The 15,855-nt window shown below is 52.7% G+C and carries 14 protein-coding genes; 8 read left to right on the top strand and 6 right to left on the bottom strand.

What is annotated here, in order from left to right:
• Positions 1-117 precede the first annotated feature (117 nt).
• A complete protein-coding gene (locus ACOQPM_RS07715) occupies positions 118-381 on the top strand; it encodes a hypothetical protein (RefSeq protein WP_420628665.1) in 264 nt (87 codons plus the stop codon).
• A gap of 17 nt (positions 382-398) precedes the next feature.
• Here the strand turns inward: ACOQPM_RS07715 and ACOQPM_RS07720 are convergent, their stop codons facing one another.
• Together ACOQPM_RS07720 and ACOQPM_RS07725 are read right to left on the bottom strand one after the other, a co-directional pair.
• Positions 399-1,112: a class I SAM-dependent methyltransferase gene (locus ACOQPM_RS07720; protein WP_420628666.1), complete on the bottom strand. Its 714-nt coding sequence runs from the start codon at positions 1,110-1,112 to the stop codon at positions 399-401.
• A 3-nt stretch (positions 1,113-1,115) separates the two neighbouring features.
• The gene (locus ACOQPM_RS07725; protein WP_420628667.1) at positions 1,116-4,280 is read right to left on the bottom strand and encodes a hypothetical protein; all 3,165 of its coding nucleotides are present in this window, start codon (positions 4,278-4,280) and stop codon (positions 1,116-1,118) included.
• Positions 4,281-4,471: 191 nt separating this feature from the next.
• Here ACOQPM_RS07725 and ACOQPM_RS07730 point away from each other — a divergent pair, with 191 nt between their 5' ends.
• Together ACOQPM_RS07730 and ACOQPM_RS07735 are read left to right on the top strand one after the other, a co-directional pair.
• A complete protein-coding gene (locus tag ACOQPM_RS07730; RefSeq protein WP_420628668.1) occupies positions 4,472-6,241 on the top strand; it encodes an NAD(P)-dependent oxidoreductase in 1,770 nt (589 codons plus the stop codon).
• Between the two features lie 164 nt (positions 6,242-6,405).
• Positions 6,406-6,819: a GxxExxY protein gene (locus ACOQPM_RS07735; RefSeq protein WP_420628669.1), complete on the top strand. Its 414-nt coding sequence runs from the start codon at positions 6,406-6,408 to the stop codon at positions 6,817-6,819.
• 20 nt (positions 6,820-6,839) lie between these two features.
• On the opposite strand, the gene ACOQPM_RS07740 is transcribed toward ACOQPM_RS07735, so the two are convergent.
• The 3 genes from ACOQPM_RS07740 to ACOQPM_RS07750 form a co-directional block, all read right to left on the bottom strand.
• Positions 6,840-7,982, bottom strand: coding sequence for an SDR family oxidoreductase (locus tag ACOQPM_RS07740; RefSeq protein WP_420628670.1), 1,143 nt, complete (start codon positions 7,980-7,982; stop codon positions 6,840-6,842).
• 233 nt (positions 7,983-8,215) lie between these two features.
• Positions 8,216-8,596, bottom strand: a complete 381-nt coding sequence (locus ACOQPM_RS07745; RefSeq protein ID WP_420628671.1) for a PPOX class F420-dependent oxidoreductase — start codon at positions 8,594-8,596, stop codon at positions 8,216-8,218.
• Positions 8,597-8,640: 44 nt separating this feature from the next.
• Entirely contained in the window at positions 8,641-9,135 is a 495-nt protein-coding gene (locus tag ACOQPM_RS07750) for a nitroreductase family deazaflavin-dependent oxidoreductase (RefSeq protein ID WP_420628672.1), read from the bottom strand.
• Between the two features lie 147 nt (positions 9,136-9,282).
• Between ACOQPM_RS07750 and ACOQPM_RS07755 the strand changes: the two genes are divergently transcribed.
• Positions 9,283-9,942, top strand: a complete 660-nt coding sequence (locus tag ACOQPM_RS07755) for an HAD family hydrolase (RefSeq protein WP_420628673.1) — start codon at positions 9,283-9,285, stop codon at positions 9,940-9,942.
• 58 nt (positions 9,943-10,000) lie between these two features.
• Here the strand turns inward: ACOQPM_RS07755 and ACOQPM_RS07760 are convergent, their stop codons facing one another.
• Entirely contained in the window at positions 10,001-10,840 is an 840-nt protein-coding gene (locus tag ACOQPM_RS07760; RefSeq protein ID WP_420628674.1) for an exonuclease domain-containing protein, read from the bottom strand.
• Between the two features lie 289 nt (positions 10,841-11,129).
• On the opposite strand from ACOQPM_RS07760, the gene nusA reads away from it, so the two are divergent.
• From nusA to rbfA, 4 genes are all read left to right on the top strand, one after another.
• On the top strand, positions 11,130-13,118 hold the full coding sequence (gene nusA / locus ACOQPM_RS07765) for a transcription termination factor NusA (protein ID WP_420628675.1): 1,989 nt from the start codon (positions 11,130-11,132) through the stop codon (positions 13,116-13,118).
• A gap of 264 nt (positions 13,119-13,382) precedes the next feature.
• On the top strand, positions 13,383-13,685 hold the full coding sequence (gene rnpM / locus ACOQPM_RS07770; RefSeq protein WP_420628676.1) for an RNase P modulator RnpM: 303 nt from the start codon (positions 13,383-13,385) through the stop codon (positions 13,683-13,685).
• On the top strand, positions 13,682-15,478 hold the full coding sequence (infB, locus tag ACOQPM_RS07775; protein ID WP_420628677.1) for a translation initiation factor IF-2: 1,797 nt from the start codon (positions 13,682-13,684) through the stop codon (positions 15,476-15,478). The genes rnpM and infB overlap by 4 nt, the downstream gene beginning before the upstream one ends.
• Positions 15,471-15,839, top strand: coding sequence for a 30S ribosome-binding factor RbfA (rbfA, locus tag ACOQPM_RS07780; RefSeq protein WP_420628678.1), 369 nt, complete (start codon positions 15,471-15,473; stop codon positions 15,837-15,839). Before infB ends, rbfA begins: the two co-directional genes overlap by 8 nt.
• The last annotated feature ends 16 nt before the right edge of the window (positions 15,840-15,855 follow it).

Below are 15,855 nucleotides of genomic sequence, written 5' to 3' on the forward strand. Positions count from 1 at the left end.
TTTCACTAATAAAAATGCTAAACTGCATCCAAATTCTCAGGACTTACGCGATTGTCGGCTACAGTCCGAAAAATGCGTAAGTCCTATTCCCAAAACTTTTTAAAACAGGAGAGTGGTATGCAAACAGTCATGTTACGCAGCAATGCACGCAAAGGCAGCGGCGGCAATAGCTTTACAATTGAAGTATTAGGCGAAAGTGCCATAAAAGATGACGTGCGGGAAGCGATTCGGGCTTTAGAACATCATCCAGCCAAAGCATCCCGGCGCACACTCATTGACATGCTGGGCTTAATTGAGAAATTCAATTTCCAAATTCGTCACGCGGAACGTTCCGTTGATGAAAACGGTTTGGAGGAGTGGTCCTTTATTTTGCAAGGGTAAAATCTGGGGGAGCCAACTCAATTTGCCACAAGAAATACGTACAAGCCAAAGCCCATCGTATTTTGGCCCCACTGCCAGTAAGCATTTTTCCATTTTCGGCGGCGGTTGACCTTTTCTGCAATTTGCGGGTCTTCCGGCTGTTGCAGCCGTTCACGCTCGGCAGCCATCCAAAAGGCTCCTTCAAAATGATCCCATTCCTCGTGGGATGCTGTGATTGCGTAAATACATTCCAAGCCAATTTTCTCACCAGCTGCGATGTTTTCATGATGCGCTCGGAGCTCTTTCTTGTCGATGCCGGTCATTTGGAGGTAGGCGGGGTCTGGTTCTTTGCGCCAGTAGCCATCGCCTATGATGATGAGTCCACTGGGTTTGGTGATTACTTTTAAGCTCGCCAGGGCGTTATCGAGTGCTTCACCGACTTCGCCAAAAGCGTGGGTGGCTCCCAAGCTAAAGCTGGCGTCGAAATGGTTGTTGGGGAAGGTGACTTCTGCGAATGATTTGGTGTGGAAGGTTGCTTTTTGGGCATATTTTGCAACTTTTTGCTGGGCGATTTTTACGGCCGTTTCATCCACATCAACCCCCACTGCAAAACAGTTAAACCGCTGCAAAAGCCGTAAAATGAGTTCGCCTTCACCACAGCCAACGTCCAGGATTTTGGATGAATTGGTTAGCCAAAGTTCGTCTAGCAAGCCGTCAATTCGTTCTGGTTTGAATGGATTATTGAATAGCACCTTTTACTCTCTTTGAACCATTGGCAAAACTATAAACTCCCCATTTTCTGTTTGTAAACGATGCCCCGTTGCCGGGTCGTAGAGGCCAATTCGCAGATTGGCATCTGGTGGCAAATCCGGGGGCAGGATGAGAATGTGCTCATCAAGGATGTATTCGCCGGGCACCCAGCCAGTGGTGGGGCGCGTCCAGTTGGCGGGTTCGCCATCTGCCTGGGCTAATATTTGGCCATCGGCGTTGACGAGGTGGATGAAAACGCGGTAGCTGGTGGGCATTTCAACTTCGGCACGCCAGAGGAGGGAGGTTGGTAATTGGGTTAAGCCAACTAGCGTGATGAGTGGCTCGTTATTTTGGGAGAAGGTGGCGTTGACGGCCGTACGCATCTCCACTGCCTCAAACACCCGTTCAGGAGCCGTTACCTCTATCTCACCCAAAACTAAGCCATCCGCTACGAATTTGTAGCTGCCAGACTCTAAATCTGCGGGTAGGCGCAGCAGGTGTTGGCCGCGAACCATTTGAGGCGGCCATTCAGACGGCGGATAGCTGGACAAAGTAAACGGTAAATCCCATTGGAAAATTTGTTCATCATTACTGTTTAGCAACTGCAACTGAAAACGCTCAACAGACACTGTTTGTAAGTGTGCGCGACTCCAAAAGAAGGTTAAAAGAACTTGCTCACCCGGCATTGTCGCTGTTCTGTCCTGACGATAATCATGCAGTCGTATATTTTTCACCATCCCACTAATGGCATCGGAGATAAAGGCTAGCACTTCTGGTTCTGTAACAGTGATTTGGCCAAGTACGGCCGTTGGCCCCAGCACTGCCCCACTTTCATCCAGCAGCGTGATTGGTTGCAAGGTGGCAAAGTCAAACAGGGTTAACACAACATCGTACTGGCCGGGTGGCGTGCCGCGGAGGATGGTCACTTCGCGGCTATCCCAAGCCCACTGGCCGGGCTGCCAGGCGCGGGTGTCTGGTGCGTCTTCGTAGAGGCGCGGGCGGAAGGTGTCCAGATCGCTCCAGGTAAGGCCGTCTGGCCCCACCAGCCAGACGTTGGATTGGTAGCGTGCTTGCGGAAAATCGGTAGCTTCCCAGGCGAGATCAATATCAAAATGATCGCCAGAGGGCACGGCCGTTCGGCTCAAATTGTATCCTTCTAATCGTAACTCGGCGGCTTGCAAGACGGCCGTATGCGCCACGTCCGGCTCCGCCACCCGCCGCAGCGGCGTTTTGGTATTGTCGAGAACCAGTTTGCCAACGATGAGCAGCGCGGCAACAGTAACCAGTGGCCAGTAATCAGTAATCAGTGACTGTTTACCGATTACTGAATACTGATTACTGAATACCGATGACTGGTTTTTAGACAGTACCAATCCCGCCACAAAAACCCCGGCCAACGAGAACAAACTCAGCCCCAGCAGAGCCGTGCGGGTGGGGGTGGATTGCCACTGGACGGCAATTTTGTGATTGCCTGCCGGGACGGGGAAGGTGATGAGGCCGGTTGGGTCTTCCGGGATGATGGGCACAGGTTCCCCGTCTACCGTCGCCACCCAGCCGGGAAAATCGAACGAGAGATAGCGGGCCGTGAACGGTTCCGGGCTGTTGATTTGGGCCGTTACGCTGCGATTATCATATTCAATAAACTCAACACTAGTGCCTAGGGGAAAGACGACCGTATCCAGCCGATGCAAGGTTTCGTTAGCCTGGTAGTTGGCTTCGAGGGGGGATGCGGACGGCCGTTCCTCCACCGTGCGCGGGAAGTAGCTGCCTTCCGGGTCTACTCCCACCAGCCCCGTCTCCCGCTCGTACTGGTGCACCGTGTTAATTGTGGGATACGATTCCTCGGCACAAATATTTGGGTATACCGTCGGAATTGCTTCCAAAACCAGTAGCCCGATTGCTAAAGCAACCCCCACCCTAACCCTCCCCCTGATAGGGGGAGGGAAGTTGCCCCCTCTCCCTTTGAGGGAGAGGGCTGGGGTGAGGGTGAAAAATGAAAACGGCACGCCTGCCAAAAAAGCCAGCGGCAACGCCGCCCGCCCCACAAAGCGCCAGGGAAACTGCACAAAATCAATCAGCGGCAGCCCCTCCCAGATAAATTGGGAGGCGGGTAGGGAGATGAAGAGGAAGACGGCCGTCCCCGCCATCATTAGCCAAACGTGAAAGTGAACTTCACCAGGGGATTGGGTTGGATCTCCAGTCTCTAGTCTCCAATCTCTAATCTCCTTCCTTTTCCAAATAGCAAGACTAACACCTAAGATCGCCAACCCAAGCGGCACCCAACCCAATCTAAACGGAAGCGGCGGGTTCAGCAGCGAGGGGTCTTCTGGCGAGACGGGGGCTAAAATTTCGGCGGGAGTGGTGAAGTTGAAGCGAAAATCGTTGTTGCGGGTGGTGGTGGACTGCTCCAGGGTGACGCTGTTCAGCTCTAGCAATGCCCCACCGGTGTAAAAAATCGTCGTGCCGAGGCCGAGGCCAAACAGCAACAACAATCGCGCCACCCAGACCCGCCACTTTAGGCGATGATGCCACGCCAATGCCAACAGATAAACCCCAAGCGTAGGCACAAAAATGAGCATGGAGATGTTGTGGCTAAACCCGAGGAGGATGAGACCGAGTACGGCCGTTCCAAACCACCGCGCCCCACCACCCAGCAACCAACGCCGCCCCGCCCACAGCAGCAGCGGAAACAGCGGCAGTGCAGCCGACTCTGGCGAATTGCCGCGAATCAGCGCATCTACCAGCACATAGGGCGCAGCCATGTACGCTACCCCGGCCGCCAGCCCAGCCCATTTGCCCAAAATATCTTGCACCCACAAAAACATGAACCAGCCACAGGCCAAAATTGTGATTATGTAAAATAAATTAGTCGCTGCTGGCAAAGGCAAGCCCAGCAAGTGCGGCCCCAGCACAGCGTACAGCGGCAGCGGCTCACGATACACAAAAAAGGGATAGCCGTAGCCAAACGCCAGATCGGGCAGCCAGCGGGTGAAGAGGAGGCCATTTTCCCAGGCGTAGCGCATGGCAGCGACGCGATGGTAATGTAAGTGGCCGTCGTGGGTGCAGGGTACGGCCGTCCACCTCAGCAGCGGCATAATGAGCGGGAAGCCCCACTTAGTTAGCAATAAAAATGGCCACCAGCCAGTGACACGTTGACGAAAATTCTTCATAAAAATAAATGGTTACGGTAGGGGCAGCACCCCGTGGCTATTCGATTTGGTCAGTCACAGGGAACTGCCCCTACCCGGCGATTTTAATGAAACCTACCCAAGTGTAATCTACAACAGTTTGACTGCCGAATGTGCCGAATCTTGTTATACTTTTTGCATCCATAACATCCATTATTTGGAGGAAATCCATCATGGCAGTGATGAATCGGCAAGACGGCCGTCGTCCCCACATCCTCATTTGCGATCCCATACACAAAGCTGGCGTCAGTATGCTCCAGGAGCAAATGTATGTAGATGTGAAAACCAACCTCAGCCACCAGGAGCTGCTAAACATTGTTCATGAATATGATGGTCTGGTCGTCGAAAATCAAACCTCCGTAACGGCCGATCTCATTGACCACGCGCTTAATTTGCGACTGATTGGCCGTGCCGGGTCTGGCTTTGACCAAATTGATGTCATCCACGCTCAAGAAAAAGAGATCGCCGTGATCAACTGTCCTGATGCCAACACACTGGCCGTAGCGGAACACACGATGGGGCTGCTCCTTTCGCTGGCGCGCCGCCTACCCCGCGCTTACACCAGCCTGAAAGCAGGGCAGTGGGACAGCAGCCAGCTCATCGGCACGGGCTTGTCAGGCAAAACGTTGGGCATTGTGGGATTCGGCCGTATTGGGCGCGAGGTGGCCATCCGTGCCGAAGCCTTTGGCATGAATCTGCTGGTTAATGAGCCGTCACTCACCCCCGAACTGCGCCTGCAAGATAAAATCCAGCGGATTGATCTGTACGAGCTTTTGGAGAAAGCAGATTTTATCAGTCTGCATGTACCGCTTCGCCCAGAAACGCGCCACATGGTCAGCACCCGCGAGCTTAACCAGATGAAAAAGACAGCCTACCTCATCAACACGGCACGCGGCGGCCTCATAGACGAGGCTGCATTGCTCACGGCATTGGATGAGGGGGGCATTGCCGGGGCTGCGCTGGACGTGTTCCAAACTGCACCACAGCCAAACCGGGCACTCATCGAACATCCAAGTGTGATTACCACGCCGCGCATTGCTGCCAGCACCGACGATGCCCATTTAGCGGCATCCATCACGCTAGCGGAGCAGATTATCGAGTTCTTTCAAGAGGTGGAAGTGAGTTCGGTGCTGCCGCTGCGGGTGGTGCCAATGGACAAGGTAATGCCCCATGAGCATTTTGACCAAAAGCGGGTAGATCGCCTGGCGGGGCGGCTGGAGGAAGATGGTGTGCTGGGTAATCCACCAGTGGTAATTGAGAGTGAAGACGGCCGTTACATCGTCCTCGATGGCGCAACCCGAACCACTGCCATGAAGCAACTCGGCTACAAACACGGCATCGTCCAGGTCATCTCCACAGAGGATGGACTGGGGCTGCACACTTGGTACCACGTCATCTGCAAAATTCGGGTAAACGAGCTGCTGGCCTTGCTGCAAACCTTGCCAGACATCACCATGCAAGAAACAGACATCGAACGTGCCACTGACGAAATGTTTGAATACGGCGGCCTTTGCTACGTTCAGCTCATAGACAACCGCGTCTTTTTAATTTACCCAGCACATGGGGTCAATCGGCTGGAAGCACTGAACCAGTTCACCGAGGCGTACATTGACGCCGCCGGGCACGTAGATCGCACGCTCAACGACAATATCCTCAGCCTAAAAAATGAGTATGAGGAGTTAGCTGGTGTGGTGATCTTCCCCGAATATACGGTAACTCAGGTGATGGCAGCGACATTGTCAAGCGGCCGTTTATTCCCGGCTGGCATTACGCGCTTCATCATCCCCGGCCGCATTCTGCGTCTCAATGCAGAGCTGTCCGTTTTGAAATCTGATATGTCTTTGCGCGAGAAAAACCGCTGGCTGCACGAGCTACTCGTAGAAAAACAAGGCAAAGGCGGCATCCGCTTCTACGGCGAGCCGGTTTACTTGCTCGATGAATAGGAATTTGCCAACATAGGGTCAAAAATTGGACGCGGACGAGCGCAGATGAACGCGGAATAAACTTGTTCAAATCCGCGCTTGACCGCGCTCGTCCGCGTCCCATCATTTTGAATTACTTGTATAATTGGGCGGATTGCAAAATAAATAGTCGCGCAGGGGAAAAGATGGAATCGAATATTAGGCTGAAGCATAGAGATATAACCGGGGCGATCCTGCATGCATTTTATAAGCGCGTGTACGCTAAATTAGGGTATGGTTTCCTGGAGAAAGTTTATGAAAATGCGCTGGCTTATGAGCTGGAAAAAAGTGGATTAGCTGTTGTGCAGCAGCAAAAGATTGAAGTGTTTTACGCTGGGCAAGTGGTGGGTGAATATTTTGCAGATCTCGTTGTCAGCGATAAGGTTCTTGTGGAAATAAAAGCGGCCGAACAATTGAACCAGAGACATGAAGCACAATTGCTCAACTATTTGCGTTCCACTCAGTATGAAGTTGGCTTGCTGCTCAACTTTGGTCCCAAAGCTGCCCATACTCGCAAAGCCTTCGACAATAAGCGGAAAAATCCCACCTGGAAGAAATAAACTTCTCCGCGTCCAATTTCTTATGAACCTTCATCAAGCTGGGTGAGGAAGATAGCGTTGACTTGAGCCATATAAGTTAAATCTACATTTGGGGGTGGGAGGATGCTTTGCGGCACAAATTGTCTGAAATGCTCAGTGGCAAAGTGGATTTGCTCGTGCATGTATGGTGCCTGGAAAGCAATGCGGCGGTTAATTTTCTTCTCGATGGGGTTCATCGGTTCCACGTCAAACTGCTCAGACCGCACCAACTTTAAGCCGCTCATTTTCAGGCTTTTCACCAGAGCATGATGCACCTCTTTAATGGTAGGGGGTTGCTCGTTGACAATGTTGAACAGGTTGGTTTGCTGGGGGTCTAGCTGGGTGCAATGTGCCAAATAGACCATGCCATCCACTACAAAATCTATCGGCACCAGGTTAAGCGGGGTGTGCGGGTTGCCCAGCAACCGGGTCTGCACATTGCCATTGAACTGTGCGCCCTGGCTACGGGCTAAAACCGTCCGCAGGCGGCGACATTCGGTGAGTACCTGATAGTAACCGGAGTTGCACAGCACTTCGGTTTCTGGCGTGCCGATCACAATCGAAGGGCGAAAAATGTTGGCGTCCAGCTGCCCAGCCCGCTGGTATTCATCCACCAGCCGCTCGGCATTGTGCTTGGACCATTCGTAAATGGAGCGGAAGCCAGTCACGTTTTCCGGGATGCGTTCAGGAACGGGGCTGTTGAATTCGCTGCCCAGGCAGTACGCCGTGCTAATGTAAAAAAAGCGGGGTGGAGCTTCTGCGTTGATCTGGCAGGCGAGGTTGAGCTGGTTGCGGGTGCCTTCAATGTTGGTAGCTTGGACTAACGGCCGTTCCCGTTCCTTGAAGTTGAAAATGGCAGCACTGTGCCACAGTTCGTCAATTGGGCTGCTAAAGTGGGCGCGAAGGCTGCTGGCTAGCGTCTCCGCCGAATCTTCTACCGTGCCGGGAATGGCGATGAGGTTGGTGAGGGTTTCTGGGGAAAGGGGGCCAACTTCGGTAACGGCCGTTTCTATCCGCGCCTGTACCGATTGGTCATTTTTAGGCCGCACCAGTGCCAAAACAATATATCCATCTTCCAAGAATCGGTGCGCCAAATGGCAGCCCACATAGCCCGTTGCCCCGGTCAAAAAAATCGTTTTCGCCATAACCTTCTTCCCAATAATTGACTTTTGCAGCGTATTGTTGTGCGCTTTATGATAAGCACAACCTATCATAAACGCCTCTTTAGAATTCAGCCACTTATCAGAAATAGTGCAAGCGGTCAGCATTCCATGTACAAAAATGCCAAACAAGATAAAAAGTTACGAAAATCACAAAAGTTAGGGAAGCAACGGCCGTTCATCCCCCAAAAGAGCCCCAGCCCTGTCTGTCTAGCCGCTCACGCTGCCCAAATTTCAACGACCACTTGGCCATCGCTGCTGCCGCGTAAACGCCCCATCAGTTGGAACAAACGAGCCATCAGGCCATATTTTTTTACCAACCGCTGTTGCATCTTCTTCTTTTCCTCTGGCGAATCCAAAATGCGCGCCTGAGCCGTGAGCCAGTCGCCAGAAACGTTGCCTCGCGCATCGCTTTTGGCTAAGCGTACCTGACTGTTGTTGTGAATCCGCTTAACCTTCCAGCTATCACCTTGTGTCCAAACGTATAGCTTGTGCCCCTCGCTCACGACCCAGACGGGCGTTTTGACCCCTTGTCCGTTTTTGCGGAAGGTTTCCAGCGAAATATATTGCTCTTTTCTTAAATCCAATAGTGCAGCCACAATTGCTCCTTCTTGATGAAATTTGATACAAAATGAGTTTTGGCCTAATTTTTTGCTGGGGTGAGCAAAATAACGGGGATGTGACGACTGGTGCGTTGTTTGTAGGCGGCGTAGCCTGGGTAGGTTTCTACGGCCGTTTGCCAGCAGGCGGCACGTTCATCGCCGTCGGTTTCACGGGCCAGGTAGGGTTGGGAACGGCCGTCTCGCGTCACCGTCACTTCGGGGTTTGCCAAAATATTGTAATACCAGGCCGGGTTTTTCTGCTGCCCCCAATTGGAGGCGATGATAACCAACTGATTGTCGGCGAAGGGAATGGCTAGCAGTGGCACCGTGCGTGGCTGGCCGCTTTTGGCACCCATAGTGGTGAGATTGAGAATTTGTAATCCAGCAAGCAAGGTAGTGGCAGTGGAACGGCCGTTGCTCACCTTTAACACCAGCTTGTCCAAATGGTGCATTGTCCGTGCCATAATTTGGGCGCCCACAGATGACATGGCAATGCGCGTATTGATCTTTTGCAGTAAGTTCTTATTCGAGGACATGTGCCAATTTTACGCCAGATGCCGCAAAAACACAGAAACGGTACAATCCCAGCCCGCAAGAGGAATCGTATTTCCAGGTAGTCAATCCAAGCAAATTGAACTGGGCGAAGAAATACGATTTCTGAAACACAAACTTAAGGAAAAACAATGAACCAGTTACAAGCAATTGTTTTTGATATGGATGGCCTGATGGTGGACAGTGAACCACTCTCTCAGCAAGCGTGGGATGAATATTTACGGCCGTATGGCCACAAACTCACCGAAGAAATCGTCAGCAGCATCATTGGCCTGCGCGCCGACATGAGCACCCCTACCATCAAAGCAATGTTCAACTTGCCGGAGCCAGTGCCTGTCATCATCCAGAAGCGCGCCGCCATCTATAGCCAAATTCGCGCCAGTGGTGTGCCCACCATGCCCGGTCTACATGAACTCCACACCGAAATTGCGCGTCGCCAGATTGCCTGGGCAGTTGCCACCTCCAGCCCACGCCACCACGCCGAAGAGATTTTGCAGCAGCTTGGCCTGCACAACCGCTGCCAAGCCATCGCCGCTGGGGATGAAGTGACGCATGGCAAACCGAACCCTGCCATTTACTTGCTCGCTGCCGAGCGTCTTGGCATCCCGCCAAAACAGTGCTTGGCGCTGGAAGATTCTGGCCCCGGCAGTCTGGCCGCTGTTCGAGCAGGCATGACGACTATTGCCATCCCCAACGCCCAAACCAAAACGGCCGATTTCAGCCACGCCCACCACCGTTACAACTCCCTGCACGACATGTTAGCAAATTTAGATACTTTCTTTGGAAATTGAATTTGAGAGTTTAACCGCAGAGTACGCGGAGAACGCAGGGGAAATCTAAAAGACCTGCCTAAACCAGTTCAGCAGAAAAAATACGATCCAGACGAAATGTGCGCTGATCTTCTGCCTGGTGGCAGTACGCAATGAGATACTCCACGCCCCGGTGCTGGCTGGGATACAGTGGCGTCACTACGCGGTTGGATTCCCCGCTTTTGCCCAGGTAGAGCAGACGTAGGTTACGGCCGTTCACCAACGCTTCACTTATCACGTTCGGCAGTTGAGCCGCAAAAGAAGGCGCATAAATCGGGCTGCCCTGCGCGTACAGCAAATCATCCACTGTTTCCAGCCGCCGCTGCGCTAACGTTCGTACCATTCGCTTGAGGATTTCGGCCGTCATGTACACATCACTCAACGCCCGGTGCGCCTGCCCCATCCGCACACCCAACTGACGGGCAATATGGCTCAGATTGTTCCGGCCAAAGTGAAAATATTGCCGCGCCAGCAGCAATGTACACAGCCACGGGTTCGGCAACGTGGCCGCCTGCCCGTCGGTTTGCAAACTATGAATCAGCAGCTCCTGCCCCAGAAAGCCCGCATCGAACTCGGCATTGTGGGCCACGATTACCGCGCTATCCAGCAACGCTAGCAACTCATCTGCCACCTCGCCAAAGGTGGGTTGCCCTACCAAATCATCATTGTAAATGCCGTTGACGCTGCTGGCTTTGGGGTCCATTTTGCGCCCTGGCTGAATGAGGCTGCTCACCTGTCCCACCTCGCGCCAATTTTCCAGCCGCACCGCCCCAATTTCCACAATGCGATGCCCCAGCCCTGGGAACAAGCCGGTGGTTTCGGTGTCTAGCACCACGAGGGGGATTTCAGACGGCCGTTTTGCCAATAGTTGTGAATCCATACCCAAATTGTAATCAACTCTGCCCCTTGTTGCGAACCCTCGAAAATTTTTGCCAACTGGAAAAACTCATGCTATACTTTTTGCACATTTGACGAGCACTCTGCGGAAAGTGGGAATCCCCCACTTTTTTTGTTTCCTGGCTCAGTCATGGAAATTTGTAACTAAAAAATTTATCCGCAAAAGTCACAGGCTTACACTGAACAAAATCAAAGTAGAAAAAAGAGAAACTTGAGAAATAAGCCTCAAAGCCCTCTGTGGCTGATATTTAGATAGATAGGTATTTTGCCCAATGAAAAGCGAATTTATTCTAGCCTTTAACGAAATCTGTGAACAGCGCGGCTTGCCCAAAGATGAAGTCTTCGAAGCCCTCAAAACGGCGCTCGTTTCTGCCTACCGACGCGACACCAACATTAGTGCCCAGCAAGATGTGTCCGTAGATATTGACCCGCGCACGGGTGAACCGACCATCTACACCGAAAAAGAGGTCGTGGATTCCATCATTGACAACCGCACCGAGGTGCTGCTGGAACAAGCCAAGAAGGAAGGCCATACCGAGGCGCAATATGGTGATTTGGTGATGGTGGACAGCACGACGGCTGGATTTGGCCGTATTGCTGCCCAAACCGCCAAGCAAGTGTTGCTGCAGCGTGTGCGTGAAGCCGAGCGTGAACAGTTGTACGAAGATTTCTCCGGTCGTGAAGGCGAGTTGGTGAACGGCACGGTGCAAAGTGTGAGCGGCCAACACCTAACGATTGGCCTGGGCCGCACCGAGGCAATTTTGCCCAAGAGCCAACAGGTTCAAGGGGAACGGTACCGTGCCCACGACAAAATTCGTGTTTACGTTCTAGAAGTGCGCCGCACCAATCGCGGCCCGCAAATTTTTGTGAGCCGAAACCATCGCAATCTGCTGCGCCGTTTGCTGGAGCTGGAAGTACCAGAAATTTACAATGGGCAGGTAGAGATCAAAAGCATCGCCCGCGAGGCGGGGCAGCGATCCAAAGTGGCGGTGCTGGCCTTGCAGCCAGGTGTAGACCCGGTTGGCGCCTGCGTGGGTATGCGCGGCGTGCGTATTCAAAGTATTGTGCGTGAGTTGAATGATGAAAAGATTGATGTCATCGAATGGGATCCAAACCAGCAGGCGTTTATTGCCAAAGCACTGAGCCCGGCACGGGTTTCTCACGTATTTTTAGAAGAAAGCTTTGCCGATGGGAAAACGGCCGTTGTCATCGTCCCGGATGATCAACTCTCGTTGGCGATTGGCCGTGAAGGGCAAAATGCGCGCTTGGGTGCCAAGCTCACCGGCTGGCGCATAGACATCAAGAGCCTCACCGAAGCTGCTACCGAATCGCTGGACAATTTAGATCACCCAGCCGCTGAGCCAGCCGTGGTAGGCAACGAGAAACTGATCGAGTCTGTTCAGCAAGTTCTGGCGAAGAAAGAAGCTGGACGGCCAATTACATCTGAGGATTATTACAATCTGGATCGTTTGGTAGGTGGGGTTGAAGGCAAAATTATTGCTGCGCGTGCGGCCGTGTTTGAAGAAGAGCGCAAAGCTCGCGCCGAAGCGCGTAAAGCCATTCCAGAACAGGCATGGGAACTGGATTTGGAAGAATTGGATTTGCCAGGTCGTGTCCACAACCTGCTGCTGGATGCTGAAATTGAAACCGTTGGCGCTTTGATGATGGTGCTTTCCATTGGTGAAGACGAGTTCTTGAGTATCAAGGGGCTGGGCGAGAAAGCACTGGAAACAGTGCAAGAACATTTGGTCAACTTCGATGGCTGGATTGAGGTTGAAGAACCAGAAGAGGCAGAGGCAGAAGCTGAGGTTGCCGAGGCTGAGGAAGCCGTTGCTGAGGCTGAAACAGAGGCCGAGGGCGAGGAAGTAGTTGAACCTGTAGCGGAGGCTGAAGAAGCGTTAGTTGAAGCTGAAACCGAAGTTGAGGAACCGGTCGAAGTGGAAGAAGAAACGGCCGTTGCCGAAGACGCCGAAACTGAAGCTGAAATGGAACCGTTGATTGACGATCTATCGCAATCCCTCATTGAAGCGGCGCCAATCGAAGTACCAAAGAAGAAAAAGAAAGAAAAGAAAAAGCCGGCAGTGGTTATTGCTCGCCCAACAACGGCACCTGCCCAAGAGACAGAAGACGATCGTCGCCGCAGCCGCAAGGGCAAGCAATTGGTCTTGGATGAAGAGTCTGGTGAAGTTGTGGTAAAACGGAAGCGTAAAGGTAGCCGCCGTCGTCCCGAGTGGGAAGAGTACGACATGGATGATTTCTAGAAAACGGCCGTCCTACCTGTATCTGATGTCAATTGTGAATTTGCAGATTGCTGGAGACAGTAATGTAAACATTTATTAATGCGCGGCTGGCGTTTACACGCTGGCCCAAGCTGATGTACCTAAACAATTTTGAACTTTAGCCACGCAGGAAACGGCCGTACTTTGCCCACCTGCGTGGCTTCGTACTTTTTAAATAGCCACAGAGAACACAGAGTTAATAGAGAATTTTCTCCTAACCCTCTGTGAACTCTGTGGCAAAAAATCATGAGTAAAAAAAAGAAGCAGCCCGCCCGCCCCAAGCATGTGCCTCAGCGCACCTGCTTTGTTTGCCGAGAAAAACGTGACAAACGGCAGCTTACCCGACTGGTGCGTACGCCCGAAGGCCCGGTTGTGGTAGACCCCACAGGCAAGCAAAACGGCCGTGGCGCTTACCTGTGTGAGAATTTGGCCTGTTGGGAGAAGGTGGCAGCAAACGGCCGTTTGCTCAACCAGGCGTTAAAAACAGAAGTTTCCGCCGAGGATTTGGCAGCCATCGCCACCCATCGGCCAGAGGAAGGGAAAAGATGACGACGACAAAAACACCAATACAAATACCAAACTTTATCTCAGTCCGAGAGCTATCAGAGCTAATGGGGGTTAGCCCCATCAACGTCATCAAAGAGTTGATGAACAACGGCATCATGGCCAACATCAACCAGGAAATTGATTTCGACACTGCCGCCATCGTCGCCGAAGAGATGGGGTATGAAATTGTCTCTGACACCGTGGAAGAAGAGGAAGAAGCGATAGATGTTGCCGAACAGCCCAAATGGCGACAAGTGCTGGCTGGCGAAAAAGAAGCCGATCTGGAAGCACGCCCACCGGTTATTACCATGTTGGGGCATGTAGACCACGGCAAAACCTCCTTGCTAGACGTCATCCGCGAGGCCAACGTGCAAGAGGGCGAAGCTGGCGGTATCACCCAACATATTGGCGCATACCAGGCCGAGAAGAACAATCAGCTCATCACCTTCCTGGATACGCCTGGCCATGAGGCATTCACCGCCATGCGCGCCCGCGGGGCGCAAGCCACAGACATCGCCATTTTGGTGGTGGCCGCAGACGATGGCGTGATGCCCCAAACCCGCGAAGCGGCTGACCATGCCCGCGCGGCTCGCGTACCGATCATTGTTGCCATGAACAAGATTGATTTGCCAACGGCCAACCCCAGTAAAGTGTACCAGCAGCTCAGTGAAATTGACTTGGTGCCGGACGAATGGGACGGCGACACAATGGTGGTTCCGGTCTCGGCCAAAGAAAAGCTGGGCATTGATGATTTGTTAGAAGGCATTTTGCTGGTTGCTGAAGACATTGAACCCCGTGCCAACCACAACGCTTCGGCCACAGGCACCGTACTGGAAGCACGCGTAGAGCGGGGGCGGGGCATTATGGCCACGGTGCTGGTGCAAAATGGCACCCTAAAACATGGGGATACGCTGCTGATTGGTGAGAATTACGGCCGTATCAAAGCCATGTTCGATTTCCGTGGTAAAAAGAGTAAAAAAGCTGGCCCCTCCACCCCCGTCTCGGTAGCTGGGCTAAACGGTATGCCCCAGGCTGGCGACCAGTTTCGCGTCGTAAAATCAGAGAAAGCAGCCCGTAAAATCGTGGCTGATCTGGCAGAACAAGGGCGCACCGGGCAAATTGGCACTGGCCGCAAAGTGAGCCTGGAAGATTTCTTCAACCGCCTGCAAGAAGGGGAAAGCAAAACGCTCAACCTTATTGTCAAGGCAGATGTGCAAGGCTCGTTGGAACCAATTGTCAACAGCCTGAAAAAAATCGGGGCTGATAATGAAGAAGTCACGCTGGAAATTTTGCTCTCCAGCACAGGCAACATTACCGAATTTGATGTGATGCTCGCCTCCGCATCCGACGCGGTGATTTTGGGCTTCAATGTAGACGCAGACCCCATCGCCCGCAATGCTGCCAACAGCGAGCAGGTGCAAATCAACACCTACAGCATCATCTACAAACTGTTTGAAGATGTAGAAAAAGCCATGAAAGGTATGCTGGCACCCGTCTTTGCCGACCGCGTCATTGGCCGTGCCGAAATACGCGAGGTTTTCCGCATTCGTAGCGTTGGCGCCATTGCCGGCTCTTACATGCGTACCGGCGACGCGCGACGCAATGCCAAAGCCCGCCTTATTCGCCAAAACACGCTTATTTTCGATGGCAGAGTGGGTAGCCTCAAGCACCATCAGGACAACGTGCGCGAGGTGCGTACAGGCTTTGAGTTTGGCGTCAGCTTGGACGGCTGGAGCGATTACCAAAAAGGTGACATCATTGAGTTTTACGTCACTGAACGAGTAGAAAATGAGTAAAATTCGTCAACAAAGAACGGCCGAACAGCTAAGAACCGTGCTGAGCGAACTGTTTTTGCGCGAACTGAGCGACCCGCGCCTGCACGGTCTCACCGTAACGGGTGTGGAGATTGACCGGGAGCTGGAACATGCTGATGTGTACGTGAGCGCCTTGGGAGACGAATCCCGCGAAAGAGAAGTGATGACCGCTTTGGGCAGCGCCGTTGGCTTTTTGCGCCGTGAGTTGGCTAGCCGCGTTCGTATGCGAAAGGTGCCACAGCTTCATCTGCATTGGGACCCCACGTTGGCGCATGTGCAGGAAGTGGAATCCATTCTGGACAATTTGGATATTCCCCCGGCAGATGACAACACATCTGAATAACGGCAACAAAAGGATT

Source organism: Candidatus Leptofilum sp., assembly GCF_965223525.1.
Lineage (GTDB): Bacteria > Chloroflexota > Anaerolineae > Promineifilales > Promineifilaceae > Leptofilum.